Source organism: Streptomyces sp. NPDC056169, from assembly GCF_042268445.1.
GTDB lineage: Bacteria > Actinomycetota > Actinomycetes > Streptomycetales > Streptomycetaceae > Streptomyces.
In genome coordinates this window covers 64265-89914 of the sequence record NZ_JBHJUO010000003.1, presented here as the reverse complement: position 1 = coordinate 89914, position 25650 = coordinate 64265, and the positions used below count along the sequence as shown (strand labels likewise).

Below are 25650 nucleotides of genomic sequence, written 5' to 3'. Positions count from 1 at the left end.
CGCCGCACCGAACCCCGCATTCCTGGAGTTCGGTGAACCTTCGTTCTCCGCAGGTCAGGGGCGTGGCAGGTCGAGTTCGGCCCATACGGTCTTCCGGGGTACGGGACCGAGCCCGACGCCCCACCGGTCGGCGAGCGCCTCGACGAGAACCAGCCCGCGTCCGGAGTCGCCCTCGGGGCAGGGTGGTTGGAGGCGGGGGAGGTCCTCGGCCCGGGTGTCCGTCACCTCGATGCGCAGGACGCCTTCGTGGCCGAGGAGCGCGAGCCGGAAGCTTCGGCCGGCCACCCGGCCGTGCGTGGCGGCGTTCGTGGCGAGCTCGGCGACGACCTGCGTGGCGGTCTCCGTCACGCCGTACGGCACCTCGTGATCCCGCATCCACTCGACGGCGAGCAGGCGTGCGAGCCGGGCCCCGCGCGGCGTGGGTGACAGGAGCACGCTGAAGTGGCGTGTGGGTGAAGGGACTTGGGTGGTGTTCTGCTGATTCACGTCACCGAGCGTGGCCGCCCCCGGCTACCGTGAACAGTGACGGCGCCGATGCGTAGAGTCACTGTCCGGAGCTTGTCCACTGCTGTCCAGGCTGTCCGGACCTTCCTCAGGGGTAGGGGCATCGCGCCATGAAGGGGCGAGGGAAGGGTGCGGTATGTCGGTGGACGGTGGGGCGCAGCGGCTCAAGACCGAAGCGGACGAACCAGGGTGGGAGGTCGACCCGGACGACGACTGGGGCGTGGCCGTAGTCGCCACCGTGGGACGGCAGTTGAGGCTGCGGCGGGAGGCCGTGGGGATGCGGGCCGCCGAGCTCGGGGCGGCCACCGGCTACGGCGAGGACCTCATCTACAAGATCGAGAGCGGGAAGCGGATCCCGCGACCCGAGTTCCTGGACAAGGCGGACGAGGTGTTGGGGGCGGGTGGGCTGATCTCGGCGATGAAGGAGGACGTCGCGAAGGTCCGGTACCCGAAGAAGGTGCGGGATCTGGCGGATGCCGAGGCGAAGGCCGTAGAGATCGGCGTGTATGTCTGCAACAGCATCAGTGGGTTGTTGCAGACACCGGAACACGCCCGTGCAGCCTTCGAGTCGAGGCAACCTCCCTACCCGCAGGCCGAGGTGGAGCGGTTGGTGGCCGCTCGGGTGGCTCGGCAGTCCATCTTCCAGCGGGACCCGGTACCTTCGCTCGGCTTCGTGCTGGAAGAGGCGCTACTGCGACGGCCCTTGGGGGGCACAATGGTGTGGCGAGGGCAGCTCGAACGTCTTCTGGAGGTGGGCCGGTTGCGTAACGTCACCCTGCAGGTGATGCCGACGCACGTAGAGGTCCACCCCGGTCTGGACGGCAAGATCGAGCTGCTGAAGTTCGTGGACGGTACTGCGACGGGACGCTCCGACGGCGCGTTCAGCGGTCGTCCTGTCACGGACCCTAGGCATGTGCACATCCTTGAGCTGCGGTATGGCACGATCCGGGCTCAGGCTCTCCCGCCCCGGGAGTCGCTGGCCTTCATTGAGCAATTGCTGGGAGAGACATGATCCACAAGTCCTCTACCGGGGACGCCTCCGAACTGGCGTGGTTCAAGAGCAGCTACAGCGACGGCAACGAGGGTGACTCCTGCATCGAGGTCGCCTGGCGCAAGAGCAGCTACAGCAGCAGCAGCGAGGGCGACTCCTGCGTCGAGGTCGCCAGCACCCCCGCCACCGTCCACGTCCGCGACTCCAAGAACCTCGGTGGTCCCCAGCTCGCGCTGACGCCCACCGCCTGGGCGGGGTTCGTCACGTACGCGTCCAGCTGAGCCTTCACGGCACCGCACCCCGCCCCGCGGCGGCACGCCCAAACCGTGAGTGGTGCATGGCGAGTTGAGCACCTTCAGCAGCGTGCCGCCGGCGGTATGAGTTACCGCTCGGCGGTGCCGTCCTCACCGTCAAGCTCGTAGATCCGCTCCCGAAGCCGTTCGCCGGCCCACTCCAGCCCGACGCCCAGGTCGAACCAGTGCCGGTCCTTCCGCGTTGCGGGCGGTGAGAGGTTCACCGCCGCCCAGGAGAACACCCCCAGGAGGACGGAACGCCCGTGCTGCGCTGTCCGCACGGACAGCGCGAACGGCGCGGCGAGTGCGGCGCGGGTCACCAGGATGGCCTGTTCGTCCTCAGTACGTGGACGGCCGCCCGTGAGAAACCGGGGCGTTTCAAGGATCTTCACCCACTCGACCACCGCGTCTGCCACCTGGGCGCGCAGGGACTCCTCAATGCCTTCCCGGACGGCCCCCGCGGGATCATCGCCGAGCCAGCCAAGCCAGTGATCAGGGTCAGTGAGCTTGCCGAAGTCGTCCTGTGGCACCCCGTGGCGGGGATTCTCCTGGTACTCGCCCGTCAGTTTTCCGCTGCCGTCCACCACCCACGCACCGCGGATCGCCTCGGGAGGTACGTAGCCGTTCGGGTCGTCGATGTACGTCGGGTCGATCTCGGCGACGCTGCCACCGGGATTCTCGGCAGCCGCAGCCAGTAGCGCCGGCTCGTTCGGTATGTCCTTGCGTCGGCTTCGCGAACCGAAAAGTCCCACGTCCCCACCCCCACCGCTGCCCGCCTCGTCGACTCCGATTGTGCCGCAGCGGTCAGGACCGCATGAGGAGGTGTCATCAGCTCAGTCGAGACGGTCCTTTGCGCGCCCGGCCCTCCGCCAGAGCACCGTCATCCCGAGCGCCAGGATGCCCAGGGCCGCGACCACGACGGCGACCTTGATCGCGCGGTCCAGCAGCAGGTGGTGCAGGAGGTCGGGCGACTGTGCCGCGAGGCCGGTCATCGCCGACCACCCTGGCGCCGCGACCGGGACGTACCGCTCTGCCGGTCCTCGAACCGTCGGGCGGCGGCGCGCAGTCCGACCCTCACCACGGGGTCCGCGTAGCGGCGCACTTCGTCGAGCCTGCCCTTGCGCTTGAGGGTCAGGGCGATGGCGAAGACCACTAGTGCCAGCACCACGAGGCCGCCCGCGATCAGGCCGAACCTGATGAGCATGAGATTGAGGTACGTCTCCACGAAGAATCCTCCACCCGTTCTATCACGCCTGTGATAAATCCTTTGTATCACAGGCGTGATAGAACGGGGCCATGCCCAAGTACGTAGACCCGGACGCTCGCCGCCGCCTCGTCGTCGACGCGTTGTTCCGAGTCGTCGTCCGAGACGGCCTGCAGCGCACCTCGCTGCGAGCCGTCGCCGACGAGGCCCAGCTCAACATCGGGTCCCTGCGCCACTACTTCGCCAGTCAGCAGGACCTGATGCGGTTCGCGATGCAGTCGATGCTCGACCGGGTCGGCGGTCGGCTGCTCGAACACGTCGAGCGGATCGGAGACCTGGGCAGCCGCCCCCGCGCCGAACAGATCGAGCTCGCAGCCGGGCTTCTGGCCGAGCTTCTGCCGCTCGACGAACACCGCCGTGCCGAAGTCGCCGTCTTCCTGGACTTCAACGCCGCCGCCCGCACCAACCCGGCCTTCGGCGACCTGTCCCGCCAGGCCGCCGAAGGCACGAGAACGCTGATGCGCCGCGTGCTCGCCCGGCTCGACACGTCAGGAACCCTGCGCCCCGGCCTCGACCTCGACATTGAGACCGAGCAGCTGACGGCGCTCCTGGACGGACTCGGCCTCAACGCCGTCCTGCACCCCGAGATCCTGTCCGCACAGGCCTGTGTCGACGTGCTGCTCACGCATCTGGGCGATCTGGCACTGCCCATGGGGACTCCGGACACGGAGCACTGACCGCAGCGCCCTGGTGAACGAAGGCCTGACGTGCAAAGGCCTGACGTGCACAGGAACCCACAGCCCGCTCCCACGTTCCTGACAGGCGTGGTTCCTAGGGTCCTCGCCCATGAGCGAAAACCAGAAGCACAGGCGGGACATGACCCGGCGGCGGGTACTCGTCGCGGGTGGTGGGGCCGTGGTCGCGGCGGGGATCGGTGCCGGGATCGTCTCCACCGCTTCGGCGGACGGAGCTGCCGGGAAGAAGCCGGCCGCCAAGCCGACGGCCACGAAGCCGACGGCCGGCGAGGCCTGTTACCGGCTGACGTCGGAGACGACCGAAGGGCCGTACTACATCGACGCGGACAAGATCCGGAAGGACATCACGGAGGACCGGGAGGGCATCCCGATGACCGTCCGCCTCAAGGTGATCGACTCCGACACCTGCAAGCCGCTGCGGGGCGCCGCCGTCGACATCTGGCACTGCGACGCGCTCGGCATCTACTCCGGGTACGAGAGCCTGAGCACGGGTGGTGGGGGTGGGGCTCCTGGAGGCGGTACGCCCCCGACGGGTGCTCCTCCCACCGGGACCCCTCCCACCGGGACCCCTCCCACGGACGCTCCCACCGGTACGCCCCCGACCGGTGGCCCGGGCGGTGGCGCTGGCGGCGGCGGACACGAGGAACCGACCGACGACAAGCGGTACCTGCGCGGCACCCAGCTCACCGACAAGCACGGGTACGTGGAGTTCCGGACGGTCTTCCCCGGCTGGTACCGGGGGCGTTGCGTGCACGTCCACACCAAGGTGCACGTCGGCGGGAAGATGACGGCGACCGGGTACGAGGGCGGGCACACCTGCCACACGGGCCAGCTCTTCTTCGCGGAGGCCGCCGTTCTGGACTCCGCCGAGGTCGCCCCGTACTCCACGAGCACCACCGAGCGGACGACCCTCGACTCCGACACCATCTACCCCGGCAACGGCGCCGAGGGAGGCCTGCTCACCCTCAAGTACCCCAAGGGGAAGATCGCGAAGGGCGTCGTCGCCACGCTGACGATGGGCGTCGACCCGGACGAGACCCACACGGGGGCCGATGCGGGGACGGAGGACTAAGAGGCCTTGATCGGTGCGGCGGACCTGGCGGCCTGCTCGATCTTCGCGCAGTGGGCCGCACGGGCTTCCTCGTCGATCTGCTGCTCGTGTTCGGGGCGCAACCCGGTCCGGCCGTCGAGGCCCTCGCGCAGGATGTCGGCGTGCCCTGCATGCCGGACGGACTCGCCGAGGACATGGACCAGGATGGCGAACAGGTTCGTGTCCGCATGAGGCTCCGGCCACCACGGCACGTGGCCGGGGGCGTCGAGGGGAAGCGCGCTGATCGTCGCGTCCGAGTGTTCCCACGTGCGCCGGTAGAACCCGAAGATCTGGTCGCGGGTCTCGTCCTCGGTGGCCCACAGGTCGCTGCCGTCGGAGTCCTGCCACCGGGGCAGCGGTTCCGGGGAGGGGCGGTGGAAGACCTCGCCGAAGTACCTGGCCTCGACGTTGGCCAGGTGCTTGACCAGGCCGAGGAGGTTGGTCCCGGTCGCCGTCAGGGGGCGGCGGGCGTCGTATTCGGACAAGCCGTCGAGTTTCCAGAGCAGCGCCGTGCGGTCGCGCCGCAGTCTCCCGTGCAGGTTGTCCTTCGCGAATTCATCGATCATGCGGCATGAGCCTGCCACGGGCTGCTCGTGACCTCAAGATCGCGTACGTGGTCCACGTTCCACGTGAGACGACCTCTAAGCGCAGATGCGCTTGAACTCACTCGCACCCGGCCGGGCGCGGAACTTCACCTCATGGCCGGAATCGTCGGTGAAGACGGCCTCCGTCTCGGACTTCAAGGTCATGGTGCCGCGCTGGGTGGGGTTGTCCCACCCGTCGGGCGGGTTTCCCGAGCCGTCGGAGAGGGGGGTCTCCGCTTCGAAGTAGGTCGAGTCGATGCGGGCCTCGTCGATTCCGCAATGCGTATAGAGCTCGAAGGGAATCGTCCGGCCGGACGGTGTCGCCCGGACGACCTCTGCGTCCTCGTCGGCCATGGCGCAGCCCGTGAGTACCCCGGCGACAAGCGCGAGGGTGGAGATGGCCCGTCCTGCTCTCTTCGTCATGGCCTTTCGACGTCGAGGCCGATTCGGCGGTTCCGCAGGAACGGCATACTGGGCGCCACTCAGAACGCGGCCGGAAGCAGATAGCGTGAAATCCGACATACTTCGCATCGGTACAAGCCTTGCGGCTGTCACCGTGACGGCGCTCGGCCCGTCCTCGTGCGGGGCGGGCGACCCCGTCGTCACCCCCAAGGCCGTCACTCATTCCCAATTGGTCGGCCGATGGGACGGAGAGCAGCAATGCGGATCGCCGATGCTGCGGCTCCGTGACGATTACACCTTCGTCAGCAAGGACTTTCCCGTCCAATGGGACGGGCCCGTGCCGGACGCGCAGGTGACACGCCGTTCGTCCGACGGGAAATGGCACGGGGTCAACAAAGACCCCGGCCTGTCGCCCTATCTGGTACTGCGGTTCAACCATCACCACGACGTCCAGTTTCTGCACTTCTATCTGGAGCATGGAGAGCTGCGGGTAGACGGAACCGTCTACGCGGACGGCGGAGACCCCTATCCCTACGAGTGTCACTACCGGCGCAGTTCAGCCGACCCTGAGGCCAAGAACGGTTCTTTCGGATCCGACCCGCCGAAGGAAAAGGCCTAGCGGAGCCCGTCCCCACCGCAACGGTCGCACACGAGACCTGAGAGGTCCCCGGGAGACGGCTCCCCCTCGCAGTCTCGGAGGAGAATCAGGCGAGGCAGAACTCGTTGCCCTCGATGTCCTGCATCGTGATGCACGACTCGTTGTCGTCATCGGCGCGCTGCGTCAGCACGTGGTTCGCGCCGAGCGCCATCAGCCGTGCGCATTCGGCCTCAAGTGTGGCCAGGCGCTCGTCACCCACGAGCCCTGTGCCGACCCGCACATCGAGATGCACCCGGTTCTTGACGACCTTGCCTTCGGGAACTCGCTGGAAGAGCACGCGCGGGCCCACACCCGAGGGATCGGCGCACGCGAAGTAGACCTCGTCCTCAGGCGGCAGCGAGTCGTGGTACTCCTCCCACGTGGCAAAGCCCTCCGGGACTGCCGGTACGACGTACCCCAGCACCTCGCACCAGAAGGCGGCGAGGCGCGCAGGTTCCGCGCAGTCGAAGGTCACTTGGAACTGCTTGATCGTTGACATCGGCGCACGATAACAGGGGTCCTGCTCATCTCCCCGGGCGGGTGGATCCACACGTTGCCGGGAGGACGGCCCCTGCCATCCGCCCCGCGAGCCCGGTGATCTCCTCCACGGTCCCACCCGGCGCGAGCGTTTTTCGCGCGGGCCGTCACACTTCCCGGCGCCGCTCCGTCAGTGCAGTGTCCGGCTCGGTCGAGGCGGATACGGGAGAGGCTGAAGGAGCCGTCGCGATGTTCACCGAGATGTCCACCACCGCAGTCGTCGTCACCGCCGTCGCCGCGTTCATGGCCGGGTTCTCCGCCGCGGCGATCTTCTTCAGGGCCGCGTTCGTCGTCGAGCCCCTCGCCCAGTACGGCGTTCCGCGGTCCTGGTGGAACTGGCTGGGGGCCGCCAAGGCCGCCGGGGCCGCCGGGCTCGTCGTCGGGTTCTACGTGCCCGTGATCGGGACCCTCGCCGCGATCGGGCTGATCCTGTACTTCGCCGGCGCCGTCATCACCATCGTCCGGGCCCGCTCGTACGGCCACGTGCCCTTCCCGCTGGTCTACATGGCCCCCGCCGTCGCCGCCCTCGCTCTGACCTGGTGACCCACACGGAAAAGGCCGCCAGCCCTGTGAGACAGGGGTGGCGGCCTTCGCCGTACGACAGGGGACGTCAGTCCTTCTTCGGCTCCTCCAGGCGCGGGAAGAGCACCGCGCCCTTCGTCACCGTCGCGCCCGCCGGGAGCTGCCCCCACGTGGCCGCGTCCTGGACCGGCTGCGCGGCCAGGGCGCCCAGGGACGCCTCGGCGCCCAGCGAGTCCCACAGCGCCTGCGAGGTCTCCGGCATGATCGAGTTGAGCAGGACCGCGACCGCGCGGAGCGACTCGGCGGCCGTGTAGAGGATGGTCGCCAGGCGGGCCTGGCCCTCCTCGGACTCGTCCTTGGCCACCTTCCACGGCTCCTGCTCCGTGATGTAGCCGTTGACCTGCTTCACGAAGTCGAAGATCGCCAGGATGCCGCCCTGGAAGTCCAGCTCCTCGCCGATCTTGGCGTCGGCCGTCGCGACGGCCTTGGCGAGACCCTCGTGGATCGCCTTCTCCGCGTCACCGTCGGCCGTCGAGGCCGGCAGCGCGCCGCCGAAGTACTTGCCGACCATCGCCGCCACGCGCGAGGCGAGGTTGCCGTAGTCGTTCGCCAGCTCGGACGTGTAGCGGGCGGAGAAGTCCTCCCACGAGAACGAACCGTCCTGGCCGAACGCGATCGCCCGCAGGAAGTACCAGCGGTACGCGTCCACGCCGAAGTGCGAGGTCAGGTCCTGCGGCTTGATGCCCGTCAGGTTCGACTTCGACATCTTCTCGCCGCCGACCATCAGCCAGCCGTTGGCCGCGACCCGGCCGGGGACCGGCAGGCCCTGAGCCATCAGCATCGCGGGCCAGATCACCGCGTGGAAGCGCAGGATGTCCTTGCCGATGAGGTGCACGTTCGCCGGGAAGGTCTCGTCGAACTTCGCCGGGTTCTCGTTGTAGCCGACGGCCGTGGCGTAGTTCAGGAGCGCGTCGATCCACACGTAGATGACGTGCTTGTCGTCCCACGGGACCGGCACGCCCCAGTCGAACGTCGAGCGCGAGATGGAGAGGTCCTCCAGGCCCTGCTTGACGAAGTTCACGACCTCGTTGCGGGCCGACTCCGGCTGGATGAAGCCCGGGTTCGCCTCGTAGAACTCCAGCAGCTTCGGGCCGTACTCGCTCAGCTTGAAGAAGTAGTTCTCCTCCTTGAGGATCTCCACCGGCTTCTTGTGGACGGCGCACAGCTTGGTGCCGTCCTCCGCCTCGATGAGGTCGCCGGGGAGCTTGTACTCCTCACACCCCACGCAGTACGGGCCTTCGTACCCGCCCTTGTAGATCTCGTCCTTGTCGTACAGGTCCTGCACGAACTCCTGGACGCGATCGGTGTGACGCTTCTGCGTGGTGCGGATGAAGTCGTCGTTCGCGATGTTCAGGTGCTCCCAGAGGGGCTTCCAGGCCTCCTCGACGAGCTTGTCGCACCAGGCCTGGGGCGTGACGTTGTTCGCCTCGGCCGTGCGCATGATCTTCTGACCGTGCTCGTCCGTGCCGGTGAGGTACCACACCTTCTCGCCGCGCTGACGGTGCCAGCGCGTGAGCACGTCGCCTGCGACGGTCGTATAGGCGTGGCCCAGGTGAGGAGCGTCGTTGACGTAGTAAATGGGGGTCGTGACGTAGAACGCCTTCGCCCCCTGCTTCTCGGATCCAGTGGCCGCCATGGTCGAAATCCTAACGGTCGCACGAAGATCCACTCACATCGATAAGCCCGGGGTGGAGGGACGGGACCAGGGGGAGAGGTCCGCGAAACATTCGGGCGGGGAGGATGGGCCCATGCGTGTACTGGTGGCCGAGGACGAGCGCGTCCTCGCGGAGCTCGTCGCCGTCGGCCTGCGGCGGGCCGGCTTCGCCGTCGACACCGTCCACGGCGGGGACGACGCCCTGGAGCGGCTGGGCCTGGCCGCGTCCGCGTCCGCGCCCGCGCCCGCGCCCGTGTCCGTGTCCGCGTACGAGGCCGTCGGCGGTCGGCTCGCGCCGGGGCCGCTCGCATCCGGCCCGCTCGCGCCGGGCCGGTTCGCGCCGGGCCCGCTCGCGTACGGCCCGTTCGCGCCGAGTCCGTACGACGTCCTCGTCCTCGACCGCGACCTGCCCCGCGTCCACGGCGACGACGTCGCCCGGCGGCTCGTCGCCGCCGGCTCCCCCACCCGGATCCTCATGCTGACCGCCGCCACCGCCGTCGAGGACCGCGTCGAAGGCCTCGACCTCGGAGCCGACGACTACCTCGGCAAGCCCTTCGAGTTCCCCGAGCTCGTCTCCCGCGTCCGCGCCCTGCGCCGCCGCTCCGCCCGCCCCCCGCTCCCGCCCCTCCTGGAACGGGACGGGCTGCGCGTCGACACCGTCCGGCGGACCGCCACCCGCGACGGACGGGACCTCGACCTCTCCCCGAAGGAGTTCTCCGTCCTCCAGGTCCTCCTGGAAGCGGACGGCGCCGCCGTCTCCGCCGAGGAGCTCCTCGAACGCGCCTGGGACGCCCACACCGACCCCTTCACCGGAGCCGTACGCGTCTGCATGAGCAAGCTGCGCGCCAAGCTCGGGGAGCCCGGACTCATCCGGACCGTGCAGGGCGTGGGGTACCTGCTGTGAGCTCTGCGAGCGAGTCCCTGCTGGGGTCCGGCTCCACCATCCGGACCCGGATCGCGCTCGTGTACGGGGGCGTCTTCCTCGTCCTCGGCGCGGTGCTGCTCCTCGTGGTGAACCTGCTGGTCCGGGCCGGGACGGACGGGGAAGCTGACGCGATCGTCGCGCGGGCCGACGACGCCGCCGTCGTGGAGGCGTACCGGCTCGGCGACGACATCAGAGACGCCGCCGGCCAGCAGATGCTCATGTGGTCCTGCATGGCCCTGCTCGTCATGGCCTGCGGCGCCGTCGTCGTCGGCTGGTGGACCGCAGGGCGGGTCCTGCGGCCCGTGCACGAGATGACCGCCCGGGCGCGGCGGCTCTCCGAGCGGAACCTGCACGAGCGGATCGCGGCGAGCGGCCCCGACGACGAGCTGAAGGAGCTCGGCGACACGATCGACGCCCTCCTCGGACGCCTGGAGACCGCCTTCGACAGCCAGCGCCGGTTCATCGCCAACGCCTCCCACGAACTGCGGACCCCGCTCGCCACCCAGCGCGCCGCGATCCAGGTCGGGCTCGACGACGACTGCGAGGTACGGCAGGTCCTGCTCGACACCAACCGCCGCAGCGAACGCCTCATCGACGGGCTGCTCCTCCTCGCGCGGAGCGAGCGGGGGCTCGCGGAACGGGAGGACGTGCCGCTCGGGGAGGTCGTCGCGGAGGAGTACGAGGACGCGTACGTGGCGGGCGGCGGTGGCGTCGTCCGCGGAAGCCGGGTGCTGCTCGGGCAGCTCGTCCGGAACCTCGTCGCGAACGCGGTCGCGTACAACGTGCCGGGGCCGGGGAGGGGTGTGGTCGACGTACGTGTCGAGGGCGGGGTGCTGACCGTGGTCAACACCGGGCCCGTCGTCCCCCCGGACCAGGTCGCCGGGCTCTTCGAACCCTTCCGGCGCGGCGAGGGCCGCGACCGCATGGGGCCCGGCGCCGGGCTCGGCCTCTCCATCGTGCGGTCGATCGCCGCGGCGCACGGCGGCACGGTGACGGCCGTGGCGCGGCGCGCGGAGGACGGCGGCGGTCTTGTGGTGACGGTGACCCTGCCGGTCACCGCCACCCCTGCTTCCTCTTCCTAGAACTCCAGGCCGTCGAGCAGCCCGCGGTAGAACGCCGGGTGCGCCGTCTCGACCGGGGTCGCGCCGGGGAAGTACGCGGCGGTACGAGGCGTGCCGTCGAGCTTCCGGAGGAAGTCGAAGGCCTTGTTGTCCGCCTCGCCCCAGGCCACGAACCGCCAGTGCAGCGGACGGCCCGCCGCCTCGGCCAGCGCCTGCGTGGCGGCCGTCTTCGACTCGGGCGCGCCGTCGGTCTGGAACACGACCAGGGCGGGCCGCGTCGGGTCGGCCTTCTCGTGGTGGGCGAGGACCTCCTCCACCGCGCGGTGGTAGTTGGTGCGGCCCAGGCGGCCGAGCGTGCCGTTGATCTCCTCGACGCGGGTGGGCGTGAGGTCGGCGGGCGTGAGGTCGACGGTGCCGTCGATGTCCGTGGAGAAGAACACGGTCGTGACGGTGGCGTCCTCGTCCAGGTGCGCGGCGAGCGCGACGGTCTGCTCGGCGAGGCGCTGCACGGAGCCGTCCTTGAAGTACCCGCGCATCGAACCGGACCGGTCCACCACGAGGTACACGGCGGCCCGCGCCCCGGTCAGCCCCTGCTTCTTGAGCACGGCACCGGCGGCCTTGTAGGCGTCGGCGAGGTGCGGGGCGGCGGCCTTCACCTTGGCGAGGGGGAAGGCGGACACGGCGGCGGAATCGGTGTCCGAGTCGGTGTCCGGGTCGGTGGCGGACACGGTGTCCGAGTCGTCGTCGGCGTCGATGTCGGCTTCGACGGTGACGACCTCGGCCTCGGCGTCGGCGGTGACGACCTCGGCTTCGGCTTCGACCTCGACCGGGCTCGCGTCGTCGGCGGCGACCGCCTCCGGCTCCGCCGGGGTCTCGGTCGCGGGCTCCGCCGCGCTCTCCTGCTCCTCCGGAGCGTCGGTGGCGACGACCGCCTCGGCTTCGGCTTCGACCTCGACCTCGGCCTCGACCTCGACCGGGCTCGCGTCGTCGGCCGCGACGACCGCCTCCGGCTCGCCCTGGGCCTCCGGCTGCTCCTCCGGAGCGTCGTCGGTGGCGACCGCCTCGGGCTCCACCTCGCGCTCCTGCGGGGCGGTTTCGGACACGGCAGCGTCCTCCGTGACCGGCGCCGCCTCCGCCTCGACCGCTTCCGCCTCGGCGGCGGGCTCCTCGGCGGCGGGCTCTTCGGCGGTCGCCGCCTCCGGCTCCGCCGGGTCGGCCTCGACGTCGGCCGTGACCTCGGCCTCGACGTCGGCCGTGACCTCGGCCTCGACGTCGGCCGTGACCTCTGCCTCGACCGCGACCTCTGCCTCGGCCTCGACGACCTCGGCCTCGACCTCGACGGCCTCGACCTCGACGGCCTCGACCTCAGCGGCGGCCGGTTCGGCAGCCTCGACCGTGGCGGCCGGGGTCTCCGCCTCCGGCGCCTCGACGACCGGCGTCTCCGTCTCCGACGTCTCCGTCGCCTCCGCCGTCTCCCCGCTCCGTGCCTTCGGCACCTGCGGGTTGTCGAACGACGCCGCCACCAGGTCGTCCGCCGCGCGCTGGGCGGCGGCTTCCTTGGTGTCCGTGGACGTGGAAGCGGACGTGTCCGTGGACGAGCCCTCACGCGTCTGGGGCGGGACGGAGGTCGCCGGGGAGTCCTCGCGGTCCCGGCCGAATACCTTGCGCAGCATGCTCCGAATACCCATGGGCGAACCCTTTCGCATGAGTGGGTGCAGTGTGAATGTCCGTACTGGGCGTTTCGGGACGTTCATCCCTGGCCAGGGCGGACACGTAAGGTTAGCGGCCACCCCCTCCCTCCTTCGTGACCCGGTCGCCCCCGGTTGCCGTGCATTCATTCGGCGTTCATTCCGGCGCCGCCCCTGTGCAGATGTGCGCACATAGCGTCGCGGCCGAAGGATGACCCGACACCATGTCGGCGCAGTGTGCGCCGGAGGAGGACGAAGTGCGCAAACTGCTGCCGCTCCTGAGCACGAACCCCCACGGAGGCGGCCGTTCCGCTCTCACCTGCCGCTTCCGGTGTGGTGATGCCTGCTTCCACGAGGTGCCCAACACCAGCGACAACGCGTACGTCGGCGACGTCATAGCCGGTGTGCTGTCCCGCCGTTCGGCCCTCCGCGCCGCGGCCGTCGTGACCGTCGCCTCCGCCGTCGGCGGCGCCGTCGTCCTCGGCGGTGCGCCCGAGGCCGCCGCCCACTCGCAGAAGCCGGGCCACGGCGACGGCAAGGCCGACGGGGCCCGCGGCCTCCGGTTCACCGCCGTCGCGCCGAACACCGCCGACCAGGTCACCGTCCCCGCCGGCTACGCACAGAACGTGGTCATCCGCTGGGGCGAGCCGATCCTCCGCGGCACGCCCGCCTTCGACTCCGAGAAGCAGACCGCGAAGGCCCAGGCCGGCCAGTTCGGCTACAACAACGACTTCCTCTCCCTGCTGCCGCTGCGCGGGGAGCACCACCGTCAGGTCCTCGTCGCCAACCACGAGTACACCGACGAAGTCCTCATGTTCCGTGGGTACGACGCCGAGAACCCGACCCGCGAGCAGGTCGAGATCGCCTGGGCCGCGCACGGCCTGTCGGTCGTCGTCGTCCAGGAGGAGCACCGCTCCGGCAAGCTGACGCCCGTGACCCGCCACCACCTCAACCGGCGGCTGCACACCACGAGCGAGTTCGAGCTGACCGGCCCCGCCGCCGGCAGCGCCTTCGTGAGGACGAGCGCCGACCCCGAGGGCCGTACCGTCCTCGGCACGCTCAACAACTGCGCCGGCGGCACCACCCCGTGGGGCACCACCCTCCACGGCGAGGAGAACTTCAACCAGTACTTCGCGTACGGATCGACGCCGACCGACAAGCGGTACGGGGTCGGGACCGGCGCCTCCGAGCGCAAGTGGGAGCGGTTCGACAAGCGCTTCGACCTCCGCCAGGAGCCCAACGAGGTGCACCGCCAGGGCTGGGTCGTCGAGCTCGACCCGTACGACCCGGACTCCACGCCCCGCAAGCGCACCGCGCTCGGCCGCTTCAAGCACGAGGCCGCGCAGCCCCGTCTCACCGAGGACGGCCGCCCGGTCGTCTACATGGGCGACGACGAGCGCTTCGACTACTTCTACAAGTTCGTGTCGAGCAAGCGGATGAAGAAGGGGAACTCGCGCAGCGCCCGCGAGCACAACCTCACGCTCCTCGACGAGGGCACGCTGTACGTCGCCAAGCTGACCGGCGACTCCCCGGCCGCCGAGATCGACGGCACGGGCAAGCTGCCCAACGACGGCGAGTTCGACGGCTCCGGCCAGTGGATCCCGCTCGCCACCGGCGACGTCTCGCACGTCCCCGGCATGACCGCCGAAGAGGTGTACGTCTTCACCCGTCTCGCCGGTGACAAGGTCGGGGCGACGAAGATGGACCGCCCCGAGGACGTCGAGCCGTCCCCGCGCAGCGGCCGCGTCTACATCGCGCTCACCAACAACTCCAACCGCGGCAAGACGGGTTACGCCCCCGCCGACGAGGCCAACCCGCGCAACCTCAACAAGCACGGGCAGATCCTGGAGCTCGCCGAGCACTGGGACGACCCGGCCGCCGACGGCTTCGCCTGGCGTCTCTTCCTCGTCGCCGGCGACCCGAACGACCCGGCCACCTACTTCGCCGGCTTCCCCAAGGAGAAGGTCTCCCCGATCTCCTGCCCGGACAACGTCGCCTTCGACCCGCACGGCAACCTGTGGATCTCCACCGACGGCAACCAGCTCGGCTCGCACGACGGCCTGTTCGGCGTCGCCACGCAGGGCGAGCGGCGCGGTGAGCTGAAGCAGTTCCTGACCGTCCCGAAGGGCGCCGAGACCTGCGGCCCGCTCATCCAGGACCGCCGCGTCCTGGTCTCGGTGCAGCACCCGGGCGAGATCGACGGCGCCTCCGTCGAGAACCCGAAGTCGGAGTGGCCCGACGGACCCGGCAAGATCGTCCGCCCGTCGGTCGTCTCCGTCTGGCGCACGGACGGCCGCGACATCGGCGTCTGATCCGCGGTGAGCCGGGGGTGGAGCGGGCGTCTCACTCCACCCCCAGGCCCTCCCTGAACCGTACGAACTGCTCCTCCGGGTCCCCCGTGTACGCCCACGGCACCCACGCCGCCCGCGCGCCGAGCATCCCGAGCAGCTCCCGGGCGATCTCCACCTGGCCCGCGTAACAGGCCGCGTGCGCCAGGAAGTTGAGGTCGCCGACCTCCTCCGGCGCCACCGGGCGCTCCGGGTCCCTGCCCCCGATCCAGCGCGCGTGCGTGCGGCGCAGCTCCGTCACCGCCAGCTCGTGCTTCCAGTGCTGGTCGAAGCCCCGCACCGGACCCCGGCCGAGCGCCCCGTCCGCGATGTACCGGTACTCCTCGACCCGGGCGACCTGCACCAGGACCGGCAGCGGGGAGCCGGGCGGCGCCACGCCCGCCGCGTCGCGCGCGAAGTCGTACATGCTGCCGTGCGTGCCGTGCCACCGCGCCGACCAGTAGCGCAGCACCTGGATGTGCCCCTCGGTGTTGTACGGGTCGCGGCGCCGCAACTCGTCGAACCAGTGACGCAGCTCGCGGCGGGCCACCCCGCCCTCGTACAGCCTGGCCACCGACAGCAGGGACACCCACGGCATGGGGTCGGCGGGGGCCGCCTCGGCCGCGCCCCGGCAGGCGTCGACGGCGGCGTCGATCCGGCCCCGTTCGACGGTGGCGCCCCGGCCGGCCGCGATGGCCGCGTCGAAGACCCGGACGACCTCGGTCGCGGCCCGCAGCACGGCGGCGTCGGGGTTGCCGGGCTCGGCCGCCCGCCAGGTCTCGACGGTGGAGCTGCCGGCGGCGGCGTGCGAGAGGAGCCGCAGCCGGTGGGTGCGGCGCGCCCAGTCGTCGCCGGTGGCGGCGAGCAGGTCGCGGACCCCCTGCCAGCGGCCGATGACGATGTCGTGGCGTGCCTCGGTGAGCGCGCGGTCGCCGAAGTCCGGGTCGAAGTCGGGCGCGAAGCGCTCCGCTCGCGCCGTGCGCGCGGAGCGGCGGCGTACGGCCATGGGGCCTCCTTCGGTTCGGCTGCCGGCGGGTCGTGGCGACAACTCGTACGGGCTCAGAAGTCGGTGGCGTAGCTCTTGTCGTGGGCGCCGGTGCGGGCGTGCGGTGTGGCCGGGCCGGAGTCCTCGGTGGCGGCGAGCGCGCGGACGGCGTCCAGGCGGGCCGGACGGTAGTAGTCGCTGCCCTTGCGCCAGTACACGAGCAGCGGGACGACGCCGAGGAGGAGTCCGCCGAGGCCGATGGTGAGGGCGGTCGTGGAGAGTTCGCCGAGGGACTCGACGAAGCACCAGAGCATGAAGCCGGAGCCGAGCAGCGGCCACAGGCCGCCGAGGACGAAGTTCCGTACGGAGCGCAGCAGGAGCGACTTGTACGCGACGACGGCGGCGATGCCCGCGAGGCCGTAGTAGAACGCGATCTGGAGTCCGATCGCGGCGACGGCGTCGCTGAGGATCCGCTGGACGGAGTCGGCGGTCGCGGCGGCGACGAACATGAGGAGCGCGGCGCCGCCGACGGTGGCGATCGCGACCCACGGGGTGTTCCAGCGGCGGTGCACGCTGCCGAGCGCGGCGGGCAGGGTCCGGTCGCGGCCCATCGCGAAGAGCGAGCGGGTGACCTGGAGGAGGGTGGTCTCCAGGGTGGCGACGGTGGACAGGACGACGGCCACGACGAGGAGTTTCCCGCCGACGCCGGGCCAGATCTCCTGCCCGAGGACGGCGAGGACGTTGGGTCCCGCGGTGCGGATCTCGTCGGCGGTCAGCAGGACGTTCACGGCGACGGTGAACGCCTCGAAGAGGACGAAGACGAAGCCGACGCCGACGAGCGCGGCCAGTCCCGCCGTACGGCGGCTGTTCCGGGTCTCCTCGCTGAGGTTGCTGGTGACGTCCCAGCCCCAGTAGTAGAACGCGGCGATGAGGGCGCCGGCGGCGAAGCCCTGGGTGCCGTGGAACTGGTCGAGGCCGAACCAGGACCAGTCGAAGGCGGTGGCCCGTCCCCGGTGCAGGACGGCGGCGAGGACGAAGCCGATGAGGATGATCATTTCGACGCCGGACATCACGAGTTGGGCCCGCACGGTGAGGCGGGCGCCGCCGAGGACGACGAGCAGCATCATCAGGAACCAGCCGGCGCCGACGGCCGCCGCGAGCGGGGTGTCGTCCGCGAGGTCCGGGTCGATCAGGGAGAGCGTGAGGGAGCCGGCGGGGAGCGAGCCCGCCACCATGAAGACGGTGGCGGCGAAGACGAGCGCCCAGCCGGAGAGGAAGCCGAGGAAGGGGTGGAGGGTGCGGCCCACCCAGGAGTAGCCGGCGCCGGCGTTGACGTCGATCCGGCCGAGGCGGGCGTAGGCGAGGACGATGCCGAGCATCGGTATCGCGCAGTAGAGCAGGGCGGCGGGTCCGGCGTAGCCGACCGCGCCGAAGAGGACGGCGGTGGTCGCGGCCAGCGAGTAGGCGGGCGCGCTGCCGGCCACGGCCATCACGATCGTGTCGAACGTGCCGAGGACATTGGGCTGGAGCCCTCTGCTGTGGGTGGTGCGCATGGCGGAGTCCTCGGGGCGCGGGGGGTGAGGTGGTGCGGTGGTGGAGCGGGTGGTGCGGGGGTGGTGCGGGGGTCGTGCGGTGGCAGGTCGAAGTGGCCCGTCCGCCGGGTCGGTTGTGCGACGGCGGCGGGCGCGGAACACGGTGGATCGCTGTGATTCCCGGCGAAAATCGGCGAGATCGAGCGCATCGTAGTCGCCCGGATGGCGTTCGGTAACGGCGGTGGGGAGGGTTCCGTTCCGTGACCGCCGGTAAGTCCTCCCGTACGCCCCTCGGGAGAGGTTTACCGCAGGTCGGGACCGGCGATGGCGCGGGCCGCGCGGACCTCCTGGCGGAGGGGTGCGAGGACTCCGTTCTCGTCGCCGGGGAGCTCCGCGCGGACCTCCACGAGCGTGTCGGTGGAGCGCAGTCCTTCGGAGAGCTCGCGCAACTCCCGCTCGACTTCGGCGACCTCGGCCGCGTCGGGGGCCGGGGCGCCGTGGGCGACGCGGATCCGGGCCGCGGTCGTCGCGTCGACGATCCGCTCGACGGCGACGACGAGCGGCCACCAGGCGGCGGCGCGCGGGCCGGTGGGCGGCGGTTCGGTCAGGGCGCGCTGGAACTCGGAGCGGACGGTCGACAGGTCCCGGTAGAGCTTCCGCCGGGCCCGGTGCCGGGCCGTCCGGTCGTCCGCCGAGAAGGCGCCGTTCACGTACGCGGCGGTGTCGGCGACGGCGTCCGCGAGGCGGTCCCCGATGCGGGTGTGCCAGGACTCGGGCCAGAGGAGGTAGCCGGCGACCAGGGTGATCGCGCAGCCGATGAGCGAGTCGTAGAGGCGGGGCAGGACGAGGTCGAAGCCCTGCTGGTTGAGCATGTCGGAGAGCAGCAGGATGACGGGGGTGATGGCCGCGGTCTGGAAGGCGTACCCCTTCGCCGAGAACGCCGGGATCAGGGCCGCGAGCACCATCATCACCGGCACGTCCCACCAGCCGCGCGGGACTTCGGCGAGGACGAGCGCGGCGAGGACGAGGCCGGCGGCGGTGCCGAGGGCGCGGAGCACGGCCCGGGAGAAGACCGAGCCGAAGTCGGGCTTCATGACGAAGGTGACGGTGAGCGCGACCCAGTACGAGCGGGGGACGGCGATCAGCGAGACGAGGGCCTGGGCGAGGCCGATGCAGAGCGCGAGCCGCAGCCCGTACCGCCAGGACGCCTCGGAGAACAGGACGGCGCGGGCGGCCCGGCGGGCCCGGACGCGGAGGGCGGCGGGGCGGCCGAGCCGGTCGTCGACGTTGTACGGGTCGGGTTCCGCCTGGTGGACGACGGTCGCCGCGTAGCGCAGGGCGTGGTCGACGGCCTTCTCCGCGGGCCGTTCGGGCTCCGGCAGGTCGAGGACGGGGGTGCCGGTGCGGCCCTCCTCGACGGCGTCGGCGAGCTCCCGTACGGCCGCGGGGATCGCGGCGGGCAGCGGGCCGAGGAGCCGGACGCGGAGGTGGGCGGCGGGGGCGGCTTCGAGGAGCGGCACGAGGGCGTTGAGCTGGGAGAGGAGCCGGACCAGGTGGGGCGCGCGGCCGTGCTGGCGGGCGCGGCGGGCGAGGACCAGGTCGTAGGACTGGTTCAGGGAGGCGGTGACGGCGTGCCGCTGTTCGTCGTACGCGGCGGTGGTGGCTCCGGTGGCCTCGTACAGCTCGGCGACGGCCCGGTAGGTGGCGGCGACGGCGGCGCGTTCGGGGGCGGTGCGGCGCAGGGGCCAGCCGAGGAGGGCGAGGAAGAGGACGAAGAGCCCGCCGAGGGAGAGGAGCAGGGGCGCCGTCCACCACGGTTCCGGCATGGGGAGGCCCGCGCCGACCACGCAGTTGAGGAGGAGGAGCAGTCCCGACACGGAGGCGACCGCGCCGATCGACGAGATCATCCCGGAGACGAGCGCGACGAGGGTGACGGCGCCGACGGCGAGCCAGCCCTGGCCGTAGACGAGGGTGCCGAGGGTGACGCCGAGGGCGCCGAAGAGCTGCGGCACGGCGATGTTGAAGATCCGCATCCGGTACGCGTCGGCGGTGTCGCCGATGACGCCGGAGAGGGCGCCCATGGAGACGAGGGCGCCGTAGACGGGTTGTCCGACGGCGAGTCCGACGGCGATCGGCGCGGAGAGCGCGACGGACGCGCGGAGGACGGCGGCCCAGGGGATGGGGGTGGGGGCGGGCTTGAGCCCGGACGTGAGCCAGGTGGGCGGGGAGAGCCGTACGGGCCGAGCGGGGCGTGCCATGCCTCTTAACCTACGTCTCTGGCGCGTGGTCAGGAGGCGAGCCCGGGCGGTGAGCTCGGGCGATGCGGTCGGGCGGAGAGGTCGGGCGCGGCGAGGTCGGGCGGTGCGGTCGGGCGGAGAGGTCGGGCGGCGCGGTCAGGCGCGGCGAGGTCGGGCGGTGAGCTCAGGCGGCGCGGCAGAGCTCCGTGCGGTCGGCCGGTGCCGAGGGGCGGGGCACGCTCGTGTGCACGGGGCGGGTGCCGGCCGTGGTGCGCGAGCGGTTCCGGGCGAAGACGACGAGGCGCAGCACCGCGAACCGCGCGACACCGGCGAGCGCGGAGGCCGACAGGTAGACGACCTGTTCGAGCATCGCGCCGGGCGCCGCCACCAGCTGCTGGAGCAGGAACATCGCCGCGCAGGTCACCGCGTACGCGGCCCCGGCCGACCCGGCCGACTGCGTGTGCTGGCGCCAGGTGGCGCGGCCGCCCTTGCCGAAGGTGAAGCGGGCGTGCAGTTCGGTGGAGAGGAGCGTGGACGCCACGGCGATCAGGGCGTTGGCGAGGAACCAGGGGAGCCAGGAGGCGAGGCCGGTCACGGCGAAGCTGGAGGCGATTCCGACCCCGCCGCCGCAGAGCACGAAGCGGGCGAAGGCGGTGAAGGCGCCGGGTGCCGTCTGTTGTCGGCTCTGCCCTGCTGTCTCCATGGTCCGACCCCTCCGCTGGCTCACTCCCCGAAACGCGGGCTCCTCGGCCTTCGGGGCCGTGGGGGCGCGTCACTCATGGCGCCATCATGGCACATGGATGGCGCCATGGCGAGCCACGTGTGGCGCCGATGGTGCCATCGGTGGCGCCACGGTGTGGCGGGAGTTCCTCATCGTGGGGTCAGTGACTGGAGCGGCGCACGGGGCGTACTCGACGCACGGGATGTACGCGATGCCGCGCGGGGGCGTGCTCGACGTGCGGGCGTACCCGACGCGCGGGACGTACGCGATGCCGCGCGGGACGTACGCGATGCCGCGCGGGACGTACGCGATGCCGCGCGGGGGACGGCGAGCGGCGGGCGCGGGGGTCGGGGAGGCTCAGGCGTAGGTCAGTTGCGGTAGGACTCGACCTCCGCGGCCGGGCGGAGGGCAGCCGTGTCCGGGTCCTCGCCGAATTCGCTCTTCGCACGGCGCTGGCGCAGCAGGTCCCAGCACTGGTCGAGCCTGACCTCAAGGTCGGCGAGGCGGGCGCGTTCCTCCGGGGGGAGGCCGCCCGTGCCCGCGCGCTGCCGCAGGGCGCGTTCCTCCTCGACGAGGGCGCCGATGTCGCCCAGGATCTCCTCGTTGTCCATGCTTTCCAGCGTGGCCGATCAGCGCTCTCCGCGCAGGTCGAGATCGGCGAGGACGGCCCGGTGGTCGGAGCCCGAGAGGTCGAGGAAGCGGATGTCGCGGACGGTGAAGTCCCGGCTGACCAGGACGTGGTCGATCTGGGTGAACGGCGGCAGGGGGCCTTCCATGGGCCAGGTCGGCGTGCGGCTCGCGTCCGCGAGGCGGGCGGAGTCCTGGAGGTGGCCGGCGTCCAGGATCGCGCGGAAGGCGGCGTGGTCCTGGGAGGCGTTGAAGTCCCCGGCGACCAGGAGGGGCCCGGTGTGGTGCCCGGCGGCGGCGTCCCTGATCCGGCCGAGCTCCCGCTTCCACGCGTCCACCTGGCGCGGCAGCGGCGGCAGCGGGTGGGCGAGTTGGAGGCGTACGGGAACGCCGGCGATCTCGGCGGTGGCGCCCGGCATGCCCATCACCGCCGGGACGACCCGCTCGTCGGTGAGCGGATAGGCGCTCAGCAGGACGGAGCCGACGGAGCCGTCGGCGTCGACCGAGGTGTGGTGGGGGAGTTCGGCGGCGAACGTCGTGGTCAGGGCGCGGCCGCAGGCGCGGTCGCACTCCGAGACGAAGACCAGCCGGGGGCGTTCGCGGCGGATCGTGGCGATCAGCGCCTCGGTGCCCTCGCTGAACTCGACGTTGGCGGCGAGGACGGTGACCCGGGTGATCGGCAGCCCGTACGACGTGACGAGCTGCGGCATGTACGGCAGGGAGCTCCAGCCGACCGCGCCGAGGACGACGACGGCGAGCAGGGTGAGCGCGCGGCGGCGGGCGACGGCGGCGAGGACCGCCCCGAGCCCGGCGGGCACGGCGAGCCACGGCAGGAGGGAGAGCAGCTGCGGTACGGGGGTGATCCCGTCCGTGTCGAGGAAGCGGCAGGCGCTGATCAGTGCGGGGACGACCAGGAGCAGCCCTGCGGCCCAGGCGGTGAGGCGGTGCCTGGGCCGGAGGGGCGGCTCGGAGTGCGTCGCGGAGTGCGGCGCGGAGGCGTCGTTCACGGGCTCGGCGGTCAGGGCTCGGTCCACGCCCCTCAGTGTCGCAGGGCCTGTGCGATCTCCGCCGTCGTGGTGCCCGAGAGCGTCCGATTGCTGCGGGCCGTACCGGACTTGGCGGTGCCGGGCTCGACGCCGTCGATGTTCAGGACGACCGAGTCGAGGAGATTCCCGCCGTCGTCACGGAAGTTGACCATGATCGTGTAGTCGGCGTTCTTGTCCTTCGGGTTGGTCGCCGTGATCTGGGCGACCGTGCGGTCCCCGTCGGTGCTCGTCTCCCCGGCCTTCACGTCGGCGGTGGCGTTCACCCCGTCCTTGACCTCGTCCATCTTCTCCTGGGCCGCCGAGGCGACGGCGGCCGTCGCGGAGGAGACGACGTCGCCCGCCTTCTCCGAGACGGCGTCGCAGCCGGTGAGGGCGAGGACGGCCGTGGCGGCGAGGGAGAGCACGACTCCGGTGGTGCGTCTCATGCGCGGCCGCCTCAGAACTTCTCTTCGCGGCCGTACGCCTCGTCCGTGGCCAGCGCCCAGATCACGAAGATCGAGATGGCCATGGAGAAGAGCGCCCACCACGGCTGGTACGGCAGGAAGAGGAACTGGAAGAGGACGTTGAGGGAGGCCAGCGCGATGCCGGCGACCCGGCCCCACTCGGCGCCCTTGAGGATGCCGTAGCCGGCGATGGCGAGGATGACGCCGAGGATCAGGTGGATCCAGCCCCAGGTGGTCAGGTTGAACTTGAAGACGTAGTCGCCGACCCGGGTGTAGACGTCGTCCTCGGCGATCCCGGCGATGCCCTGGAAGACGTCCATGAATCCGGTGACCAGCATGAGGACACCGGCGAAGAGGGTGCCGCCGGTGGCCCAGGCGCCGGAGGTGCTCGGCTTGCGGGGTGCGGTGTTCTGGCTCATGACCCCATCGTCGGAGCGTTTGTACGATTCCGAACTTTCAGCTGGGCCGAACGAGTGAGCGGAGGTAGGAATCGAGTACGGAGTCGAACTCCTCGGGCCGTTCCAGGTTGGGCAGGTGCGCGGCCCGCTCGATCACGGCGAGCGTGGAGTCGGGCAGCAGCGCGTGCATCTCCTCCGCGTCCGCGACCGGGGTGTACGTGTCGTCCCGGCCGACCACGACGAGTGCGGGCACGGCGACGGTGGTCAGCGACTCGCGGTAGTCGGGCCGTTCGGCCCGGCCGCGCAGGGCCGCGGCGGCGCCGACCGGGTCGGTCGCGCACATCATGCGGTGGACGTGCGGCGCGGCATGGGTGTTGTACGGGGCGACCATCCGGTCCAGGACCTCGTCGGCGTACTCCCGCATGGCGCCCGCCCCGCCGGCGAGCAGCCGGTCGGCCATGGCGTTCCGCGCGGCCTTGCCGTCCTCGGTCTCGGCGGCGGGGAAGGTGTCGGCGAGGACGAGGCCCCGGACGCGCTCCGGGTGGCGGCGGTGCAGCTCCATGGCGATCTGGCCGCCCATGGAGAGACCGGCGACGACGCACTCCTGGATCTTCAGGTGGCCGAGGAGGTCGACGAGGTCCTCGGCGAAGTCCCCGAGGTCGGTGAAGTCGGGGCGCGCGCCGAGCGGCGTGATGCCGTAGCCGCGGAGGTCGGGGGCGAGGACCCGGTGCGTGCGCGAGAAGCGGTCGATCTGCGGCTGCCACATCGTGTGGTCGAAGGGGTGGCCGTGGACGAGGAGGAGCGCGGGGCCGCTGCCCCGGTCCTCGTAGGCGAGCGGGATGCCGTCGGTCATCTCTGCGAAGTCCATGGTCAGAGGCTAGGCAGGGGCAATTGCTCGGTGCAATAAGATCTTTGCTCTCGGTGCAATGGGAGGGGCGGGCGGCCATGGAGGAGTACCGGAGGATCGCGGACCGGGTCGAGGCGGCCGTACGGGACGGACGGCTGCGGCCCGGTGACCGGCTGCCGCCGCAGCGGGTCTTCGCCCGCCGCCACCGGATCGCGAACTCGACGGCCATCCGCGTCTACGGCGAGCTCGCCCGCCGCGGCCTGGTCGTCGGGGAGGTCGGCCGCGGCACCTTCGTCCGCGCCGCGCCCCCGCTGCCCGGGCCCGCGCTGGCCGAGGCCACCGGGGCCGCGCCCGTCGACCTCCAGCTCAACTACCCCTTCGTGGAAGGGCAGTCGGAACTGATGGCCCGCGCGCTCGCGTCGCTCGCCCGGCCCGACGTGCTGGCCGATTCCGTCGCGCGGCCGGCCGCCGCCACCGGCACCCCGGAGGCCCGGGAGGCGGCGGTGTCCGTCCTCGCCCGGTCCGGCTGGGCGCCGGACCCCGAGAACGTCCTCTTCGCGGGAAACGGCCGCCAGGCCATCGCCGCCGCGCTCTCCGCACTCGTCCCGCCCGGCGGCCGACTGGGCGTCGAGGAGCTCACGTATCCGCTGGTCAAGGCGGTGGCCGACCGGCTCGGCATCCGACTCGTACCGCTCGCCCTCGACGACGAGGGGGTACGGCCCGAGGCGCTCGCGGCGATGCACCGGGCGACGCCGCTGGCCGCCGTCTACCTCCAGCCGACCCTGCACAACCCGCTCTCCACGACCATGGGCCGGACGCGACGGGCCGAACTGGCCGAGCTGCTGCGCCGCTTGGACCTGACGGCGGTCGAGGACACGACGTGGGCCTTTCTCGTGCCGGATGAGGGCGCGGATGTGGGTGTGGGCGGTGCTGCGGGTGCGGGTGTGGGCGGGGGCGCGGGTGTGGGCGGGGGCGCGGGCGCGGGCGCGGGCGCGGGTCCGTCCGGGCCGCCCCCACCGCTCGCCGCCTTCGCGCCCGAGCGGGTCCTGCTCGTGGACAGCCTCTCCAAGCGGCTCGCGCCCGGTCTGACCGTCGGCTACCTCGTCGTGCCCGGGCGGCTGCGGGCGGCGGCGGCCGAGGCGCTGCGCTCCGGCGCATGGACGGCGGGCGGGCTCGCGCTCGCGGCGGCGACCCGCTGGGCCGGGGACGGCACCGTCGCCGAGGTCGTCGCCGCCAAGCGCGCGGACACGGAGGCCCGGCACGCCCTGATCCGGCGGCACCTCGGGGAGTACGGGATCCGGACCTCCCCGCACGCCTACTACTGCTGGTGGGAGCTGCCCGTGCCCTGGCGGGCGGAGACCTTCGCGGCGGCGGCGGCCGGGCGCGCGGGCGTGGCGGTCACCCCCGGGAGCGCCTTCGCGGTCGGCCCGGGCACGGCCCCGGACGCGATCCGGGTGGGCCTCGCGTCACCGCCCCGCGCGGTGCTGGACGGGGCGCTCGCCCGCCTCGCGGCACTGGCGGCGGAAGGGGTCTGAGGCCGGGCGGGGTTCGGGGCCGTCCTTGCCTCCCCTATTCGAGAC

At 71.7% G+C, this 25650-nt stretch carries 29 protein-coding genes; 11 read left to right on the top strand and 18 right to left on the bottom strand.

Annotated features, from left to right (window positions below):
* Positions 1-54 precede the first annotated feature (54 nt).
* Positions 55-486, bottom strand: coding sequence for an ATP-binding protein (locus ACFC0G_RS05375; protein ID WP_376397563.1), 432 nt, complete (start codon positions 484-486; stop codon positions 55-57).
* Between the two features lie 154 nt (positions 487-640).
* On the opposite strand from ACFC0G_RS05375, the gene ACFC0G_RS05370 reads away from it, so the two are divergent.
* Positions 641-1516: a helix-turn-helix domain-containing protein gene (locus tag ACFC0G_RS05370; protein ID WP_376397560.1), complete on the top strand. Its 876-nt coding sequence runs from the start codon at positions 641-643 to the stop codon at positions 1514-1516.
* Entirely contained in the window at positions 1513-1776 is a 264-nt protein-coding gene (locus ACFC0G_RS05365; protein ID WP_376397557.1) for a DUF397 domain-containing protein, read from the top strand. The genes ACFC0G_RS05370 and ACFC0G_RS05365 overlap by 4 nt, the downstream gene beginning before the upstream one ends.
* Before the next feature lie 101 nt (positions 1777-1877).
* Here ACFC0G_RS05365 and ACFC0G_RS05360 read toward each other — a convergent pair whose 3' ends face one another.
* The 3 genes from ACFC0G_RS05360 to ACFC0G_RS05350 form a co-directional block, all read right to left on the bottom strand.
* Entirely contained in the window at positions 1878-2540 is a 663-nt protein-coding gene (locus ACFC0G_RS05360; protein WP_376397554.1) for a hypothetical protein, read from the bottom strand.
* An 81-nt stretch (positions 2541-2621) separates the two neighbouring features.
* A complete protein-coding gene (locus tag ACFC0G_RS05355) occupies positions 2622-2780 on the bottom strand; it encodes a hypothetical protein (RefSeq protein WP_376397551.1) in 159 nt (52 codons plus the stop codon).
* On the bottom strand, positions 2777-3013 hold the full coding sequence (locus tag ACFC0G_RS05350) for a hypothetical protein (RefSeq protein WP_376397548.1): 237 nt from the start codon (positions 3011-3013) through the stop codon (positions 2777-2779). The genes ACFC0G_RS05355 and ACFC0G_RS05350 overlap by 4 nt, the downstream gene beginning before the upstream one ends.
* A gap of 71 nt (positions 3014-3084) precedes the next feature.
* On the opposite strand from ACFC0G_RS05350, the gene ACFC0G_RS05345 reads away from it, so the two are divergent.
* Entirely contained in the window at positions 3085-3729 is a 645-nt protein-coding gene (locus tag ACFC0G_RS05345) for a TetR/AcrR family transcriptional regulator (protein WP_376397545.1), read from the top strand.
* Between the two features lie 109 nt (positions 3730-3838).
* Entirely contained in the window at positions 3839-4819 is a 981-nt protein-coding gene (locus ACFC0G_RS05340) for an intradiol ring-cleavage dioxygenase (protein WP_376397542.1), read from the top strand.
* Here the strand turns inward: ACFC0G_RS05340 and ACFC0G_RS05335 are convergent.
* Together ACFC0G_RS05335 and ACFC0G_RS05330 are read right to left on the bottom strand one after the other, a co-directional pair.
* Positions 4816-5403 (bottom strand): DinB family protein, encoded by a 588-nt coding sequence (locus tag ACFC0G_RS05335; RefSeq protein WP_376397539.1) that lies wholly within the window; start codon positions 5401-5403, stop codon positions 4816-4818. The two genes, ACFC0G_RS05340 and ACFC0G_RS05335, sit on opposite strands and share 4 nt — an antisense overlap.
* 75 nt (positions 5404-5478) lie before the next feature.
* Positions 5479-5775 (bottom strand): hypothetical protein, encoded by a 297-nt coding sequence (locus tag ACFC0G_RS05330; RefSeq protein ID WP_376397536.1) that lies wholly within the window; start codon positions 5773-5775, stop codon positions 5479-5481.
* A 154-nt stretch (positions 5776-5929) separates the two neighbouring features.
* Between ACFC0G_RS05330 and ACFC0G_RS05325 the strand changes: the two genes are divergently transcribed.
* Positions 5930-6442: a hypothetical protein gene (locus ACFC0G_RS05325; RefSeq protein WP_376397533.1), complete on the top strand. Its 513-nt coding sequence runs from the start codon at positions 5930-5932 to the stop codon at positions 6440-6442.
* 85 nt (positions 6443-6527) lie between these two features.
* On the opposite strand, the gene ACFC0G_RS05320 is transcribed toward ACFC0G_RS05325, so the two are convergent.
* Positions 6528-6959: a VOC family protein gene (locus tag ACFC0G_RS05320; RefSeq protein WP_376397530.1), complete on the bottom strand. Its 432-nt coding sequence runs from the start codon at positions 6957-6959 to the stop codon at positions 6528-6530.
* A 227-nt stretch (positions 6960-7186) separates the two neighbouring features.
* Between ACFC0G_RS05320 and ACFC0G_RS05315 the strand changes: the two genes are divergently transcribed.
* Positions 7187-7540, top strand: a complete 354-nt coding sequence (locus tag ACFC0G_RS05315) for a DoxX family protein (RefSeq protein WP_376397527.1) — start codon at positions 7187-7189, stop codon at positions 7538-7540.
* Positions 7541-7607: 67 nt separating this feature from the next.
* Here the strand turns inward: ACFC0G_RS05315 and metG are convergent, their stop codons facing one another.
* Complete coding sequence (gene metG / locus ACFC0G_RS05310) at positions 7608-9215, bottom strand: methionine--tRNA ligase (RefSeq protein ID WP_376397524.1); 1608 nt, start codon at positions 9213-9215, stop codon at positions 7608-7610.
* 112 nt (positions 9216-9327) lie between these two features.
* Here metG and ACFC0G_RS05305 point away from each other — a divergent pair, with 112 nt between their 5' ends.
* A complete protein-coding gene (locus ACFC0G_RS05305; protein WP_376397522.1) occupies positions 9328-10137 on the top strand; it encodes a response regulator transcription factor in 810 nt (269 codons plus the stop codon).
* Positions 10134-11240: a sensor histidine kinase gene (locus tag ACFC0G_RS05300; RefSeq protein ID WP_376397519.1), complete on the top strand. Its 1107-nt coding sequence runs from the start codon at positions 10134-10136 to the stop codon at positions 11238-11240. Before ACFC0G_RS05305 ends, ACFC0G_RS05300 begins: the two co-directional genes overlap by 4 nt.
* Here ACFC0G_RS05300 and ACFC0G_RS05295 read toward each other — a convergent pair.
* On the bottom strand, positions 11237-12892 hold the full coding sequence (locus ACFC0G_RS05295) for a VWA domain-containing protein (protein ID WP_376397516.1): 1656 nt from the start codon (positions 12890-12892) through the stop codon (positions 11237-11239). The two genes, ACFC0G_RS05300 and ACFC0G_RS05295, sit on opposite strands and share 4 nt — an antisense overlap.
* Positions 12893-13164: 272 nt before the next feature.
* Here ACFC0G_RS05295 and ACFC0G_RS05290 point away from each other — a divergent pair, with 272 nt between their 5' ends.
* Positions 13165-15219 (top strand): PhoX family phosphatase, encoded by a 2055-nt coding sequence (locus ACFC0G_RS05290; RefSeq protein WP_376398427.1) that lies wholly within the window; start codon positions 13165-13167, stop codon positions 15217-15219.
* A gap of 31 nt (positions 15220-15250) precedes the next feature.
* On the opposite strand, the gene ACFC0G_RS05285 is transcribed toward ACFC0G_RS05290, so the two are convergent.
* The 4 genes from ACFC0G_RS05285 to ACFC0G_RS05270 form a co-directional block, all read right to left on the bottom strand.
* Positions 15251-16240: a hypothetical protein gene (locus tag ACFC0G_RS05285; protein WP_376397513.1), complete on the bottom strand. Its 990-nt coding sequence runs from the start codon at positions 16238-16240 to the stop codon at positions 15251-15253.
* 53 nt (positions 16241-16293) lie between these two features.
* Positions 16294-17772 carry an APC family permease gene (locus tag ACFC0G_RS05280; protein ID WP_376397510.1) on the bottom strand — a complete coding sequence of 493 codons (1479 nt, stop codon included), beginning with the start codon at positions 17770-17772 and terminating at the stop codon, positions 16294-16296.
* A 281-nt stretch (positions 17773-18053) separates the two neighbouring features.
* Positions 18054-20009, bottom strand: a complete 1956-nt coding sequence (locus tag ACFC0G_RS05275) for an FUSC family protein (RefSeq protein ID WP_376397507.1) — start codon at positions 20007-20009, stop codon at positions 18054-18056.
* A 163-nt stretch (positions 20010-20172) separates the two neighbouring features.
* The gene (locus tag ACFC0G_RS05270) at positions 20173-20691 is read right to left on the bottom strand and encodes a hypothetical protein (RefSeq protein WP_376397504.1); all 519 of its coding nucleotides are present in this window, start codon (positions 20689-20691) and stop codon (positions 20173-20175) included.
* A 181-nt stretch (positions 20692-20872) separates the two neighbouring features.
* Here ACFC0G_RS05270 and ACFC0G_RS05265 point away from each other — a divergent pair, with 181 nt between their 5' ends.
* Entirely contained in the window at positions 20873-21076 is a 204-nt protein-coding gene (locus tag ACFC0G_RS05265; RefSeq protein WP_376397501.1) for a hypothetical protein, read from the top strand.
* 1 nt (position 21077) lies between these two features.
* Here the strand turns inward: ACFC0G_RS05265 and ACFC0G_RS05260 are convergent, their stop codons facing one another.
* Genes ACFC0G_RS05260 through ACFC0G_RS05240 form a run of 5 tightly spaced genes read right to left on the bottom strand, consistent with a single transcriptional unit; the run spans position 21078 to position 24091 of the window.
* Positions 21078-21320: a DUF2630 family protein gene (locus ACFC0G_RS05260; protein ID WP_376397499.1), complete on the bottom strand. Its 243-nt coding sequence runs from the start codon at positions 21318-21320 to the stop codon at positions 21078-21080.
* An 18-nt stretch (positions 21321-21338) separates the two neighbouring features.
* Positions 21339-22370, bottom strand: a complete 1032-nt coding sequence (locus ACFC0G_RS05255) for an endonuclease/exonuclease/phosphatase family protein (RefSeq protein ID WP_376397496.1) — start codon at positions 22368-22370, stop codon at positions 21339-21341.
* Between the two features lie 5 nt (positions 22371-22375).
* The gene (locus tag ACFC0G_RS05250; protein ID WP_376397494.1) at positions 22376-22807 is read right to left on the bottom strand and encodes a hypothetical protein; all 432 of its coding nucleotides are present in this window, start codon (positions 22805-22807) and stop codon (positions 22376-22378) included.
* A gap of 11 nt (positions 22808-22818) precedes the next feature.
* Positions 22819-23244, bottom strand: a complete 426-nt coding sequence (locus tag ACFC0G_RS05245) for a hypothetical protein (RefSeq protein ID WP_376397491.1) — start codon at positions 23242-23244, stop codon at positions 22819-22821.
* Positions 23245-23281: 37 nt separating this feature from the next.
* Positions 23282-24091, bottom strand: coding sequence for an alpha/beta fold hydrolase (locus ACFC0G_RS05240; protein ID WP_376397488.1), 810 nt, complete (start codon positions 24089-24091; stop codon positions 23282-23284).
* Positions 24092-24168: 77 nt separating this feature from the next.
* Between ACFC0G_RS05240 and ACFC0G_RS05235 the strand changes: the two genes are divergently transcribed.
* The gene (locus tag ACFC0G_RS05235; RefSeq protein ID WP_376397485.1) at positions 24169-25605 is read left to right on the top strand and encodes a PLP-dependent aminotransferase family protein; all 1437 of its coding nucleotides are present in this window, start codon (positions 24169-24171) and stop codon (positions 25603-25605) included.
* The last annotated feature ends 45 nt before the right edge of the window (positions 25606-25650 follow it).

What these genes read in the sequence shown, in the direction of transcription:
- ACFC0G_RS05370 (WP_376397560.1), top strand. Translation starts at nt 641, where the DNA reads ATGTCGGTGGACGGTGGGGCGCAGCGGCTCAAGACCGAAGCGGACGAA.
- ACFC0G_RS05365 (WP_376397557.1), top strand. Translation starts at nt 1,513, where the DNA reads ATGATCCACAAGTCCTCTACCGGGGACGCCTCCGAACTGGCGTGGTTC.
- ACFC0G_RS05355 (WP_376397551.1), bottom strand. Translation starts at nt 2,780, where the DNA reads ATGACCGGCCTCGCGGCACAGTCGCCCGACCTCCTGCACCACCTGCTG.
- ACFC0G_RS05345 (WP_376397545.1), top strand. Translation starts at nt 3,085, where the DNA reads ATGCCCAAGTACGTAGACCCGGACGCTCGCCGCCGCCTCGTCGTCGAC.
- ACFC0G_RS05340 (WP_376397542.1), top strand. Translation starts at nt 3,839, where the DNA reads ATGAGCGAAAACCAGAAGCACAGGCGGGACATGACCCGGCGGCGGGTA.
- ACFC0G_RS05335 (WP_376397539.1), bottom strand. Translation starts at nt 5,403, where the DNA reads ATGATCGATGAATTCGCGAAGGACAACCTGCACGGGAGACTGCGGCGC.
- ACFC0G_RS05330 (WP_376397536.1), bottom strand. Translation starts at nt 5,775, where the DNA reads ATGGCCGACGAGGACGCAGAGGTCGTCCGGGCGACACCGTCCGGCCGG.
- ACFC0G_RS05320 (WP_376397530.1), bottom strand. Translation starts at nt 6,959, where the DNA reads ATGTCAACGATCAAGCAGTTCCAAGTGACCTTCGACTGCGCGGAACCT.
- ACFC0G_RS05315 (WP_376397527.1), top strand. Translation starts at nt 7,187, where the DNA reads ATGTTCACCGAGATGTCCACCACCGCAGTCGTCGTCACCGCCGTCGCC.
- metG (WP_376397524.1), bottom strand. Translation starts at nt 9,215, where the DNA reads ATGGCGGCCACTGGATCCGAGAAGCAGGGGGCGAAGGCGTTCTACGTC.
- ACFC0G_RS05305 (WP_376397522.1), top strand. Translation starts at nt 9,328, where the DNA reads ATGCGTGTACTGGTGGCCGAGGACGAGCGCGTCCTCGCGGAGCTCGTC.
- ACFC0G_RS05295 (WP_376397516.1), bottom strand. Translation starts at nt 12,892, where the DNA reads ATGCTGCGCAAGGTATTCGGCCGGGACCGCGAGGACTCCCCGGCGACC.
- ACFC0G_RS05285 (WP_376397513.1), bottom strand. Translation starts at nt 16,240, where the DNA reads ATGGCCGTACGCCGCCGCTCCGCGCGCACGGCGCGAGCGGAGCGCTTC.
- ACFC0G_RS05280 (WP_376397510.1), bottom strand. Translation starts at nt 17,772, where the DNA reads ATGCGCACCACCCACAGCAGAGGGCTCCAGCCCAATGTCCTCGGCACG.
- ACFC0G_RS05275 (WP_376397507.1), bottom strand. Translation starts at nt 20,009, where the DNA reads ATGGCACGCCCCGCTCGGCCCGTACGGCTCTCCCCGCCCACCTGGCTC.
- ACFC0G_RS05270 (WP_376397504.1), bottom strand. Translation starts at nt 20,691, where the DNA reads ATGGAGACAGCAGGGCAGAGCCGACAACAGACGGCACCCGGCGCCTTC.
- ACFC0G_RS05260 (WP_376397499.1), bottom strand. Translation starts at nt 21,320, where the DNA reads ATGGACAACGAGGAGATCCTGGGCGACATCGGCGCCCTCGTCGAGGAG.
- ACFC0G_RS05250 (WP_376397494.1), bottom strand. Translation starts at nt 22,807, where the DNA reads ATGAGACGCACCACCGGAGTCGTGCTCTCCCTCGCCGCCACGGCCGTC.
- ACFC0G_RS05245 (WP_376397491.1), bottom strand. Translation starts at nt 23,244, where the DNA reads ATGAGCCAGAACACCGCACCCCGCAAGCCGAGCACCTCCGGCGCCTGG.
- ACFC0G_RS05240 (WP_376397488.1), bottom strand. Translation starts at nt 24,091, where the DNA reads ATGGACTTCGCAGAGATGACCGACGGCATCCCGCTCGCCTACGAGGAC.
- ACFC0G_RS05235 (WP_376397485.1), top strand. Translation starts at nt 24,169, where the DNA reads ATGGAGGAGTACCGGAGGATCGCGGACCGGGTCGAGGCGGCCGTACGG.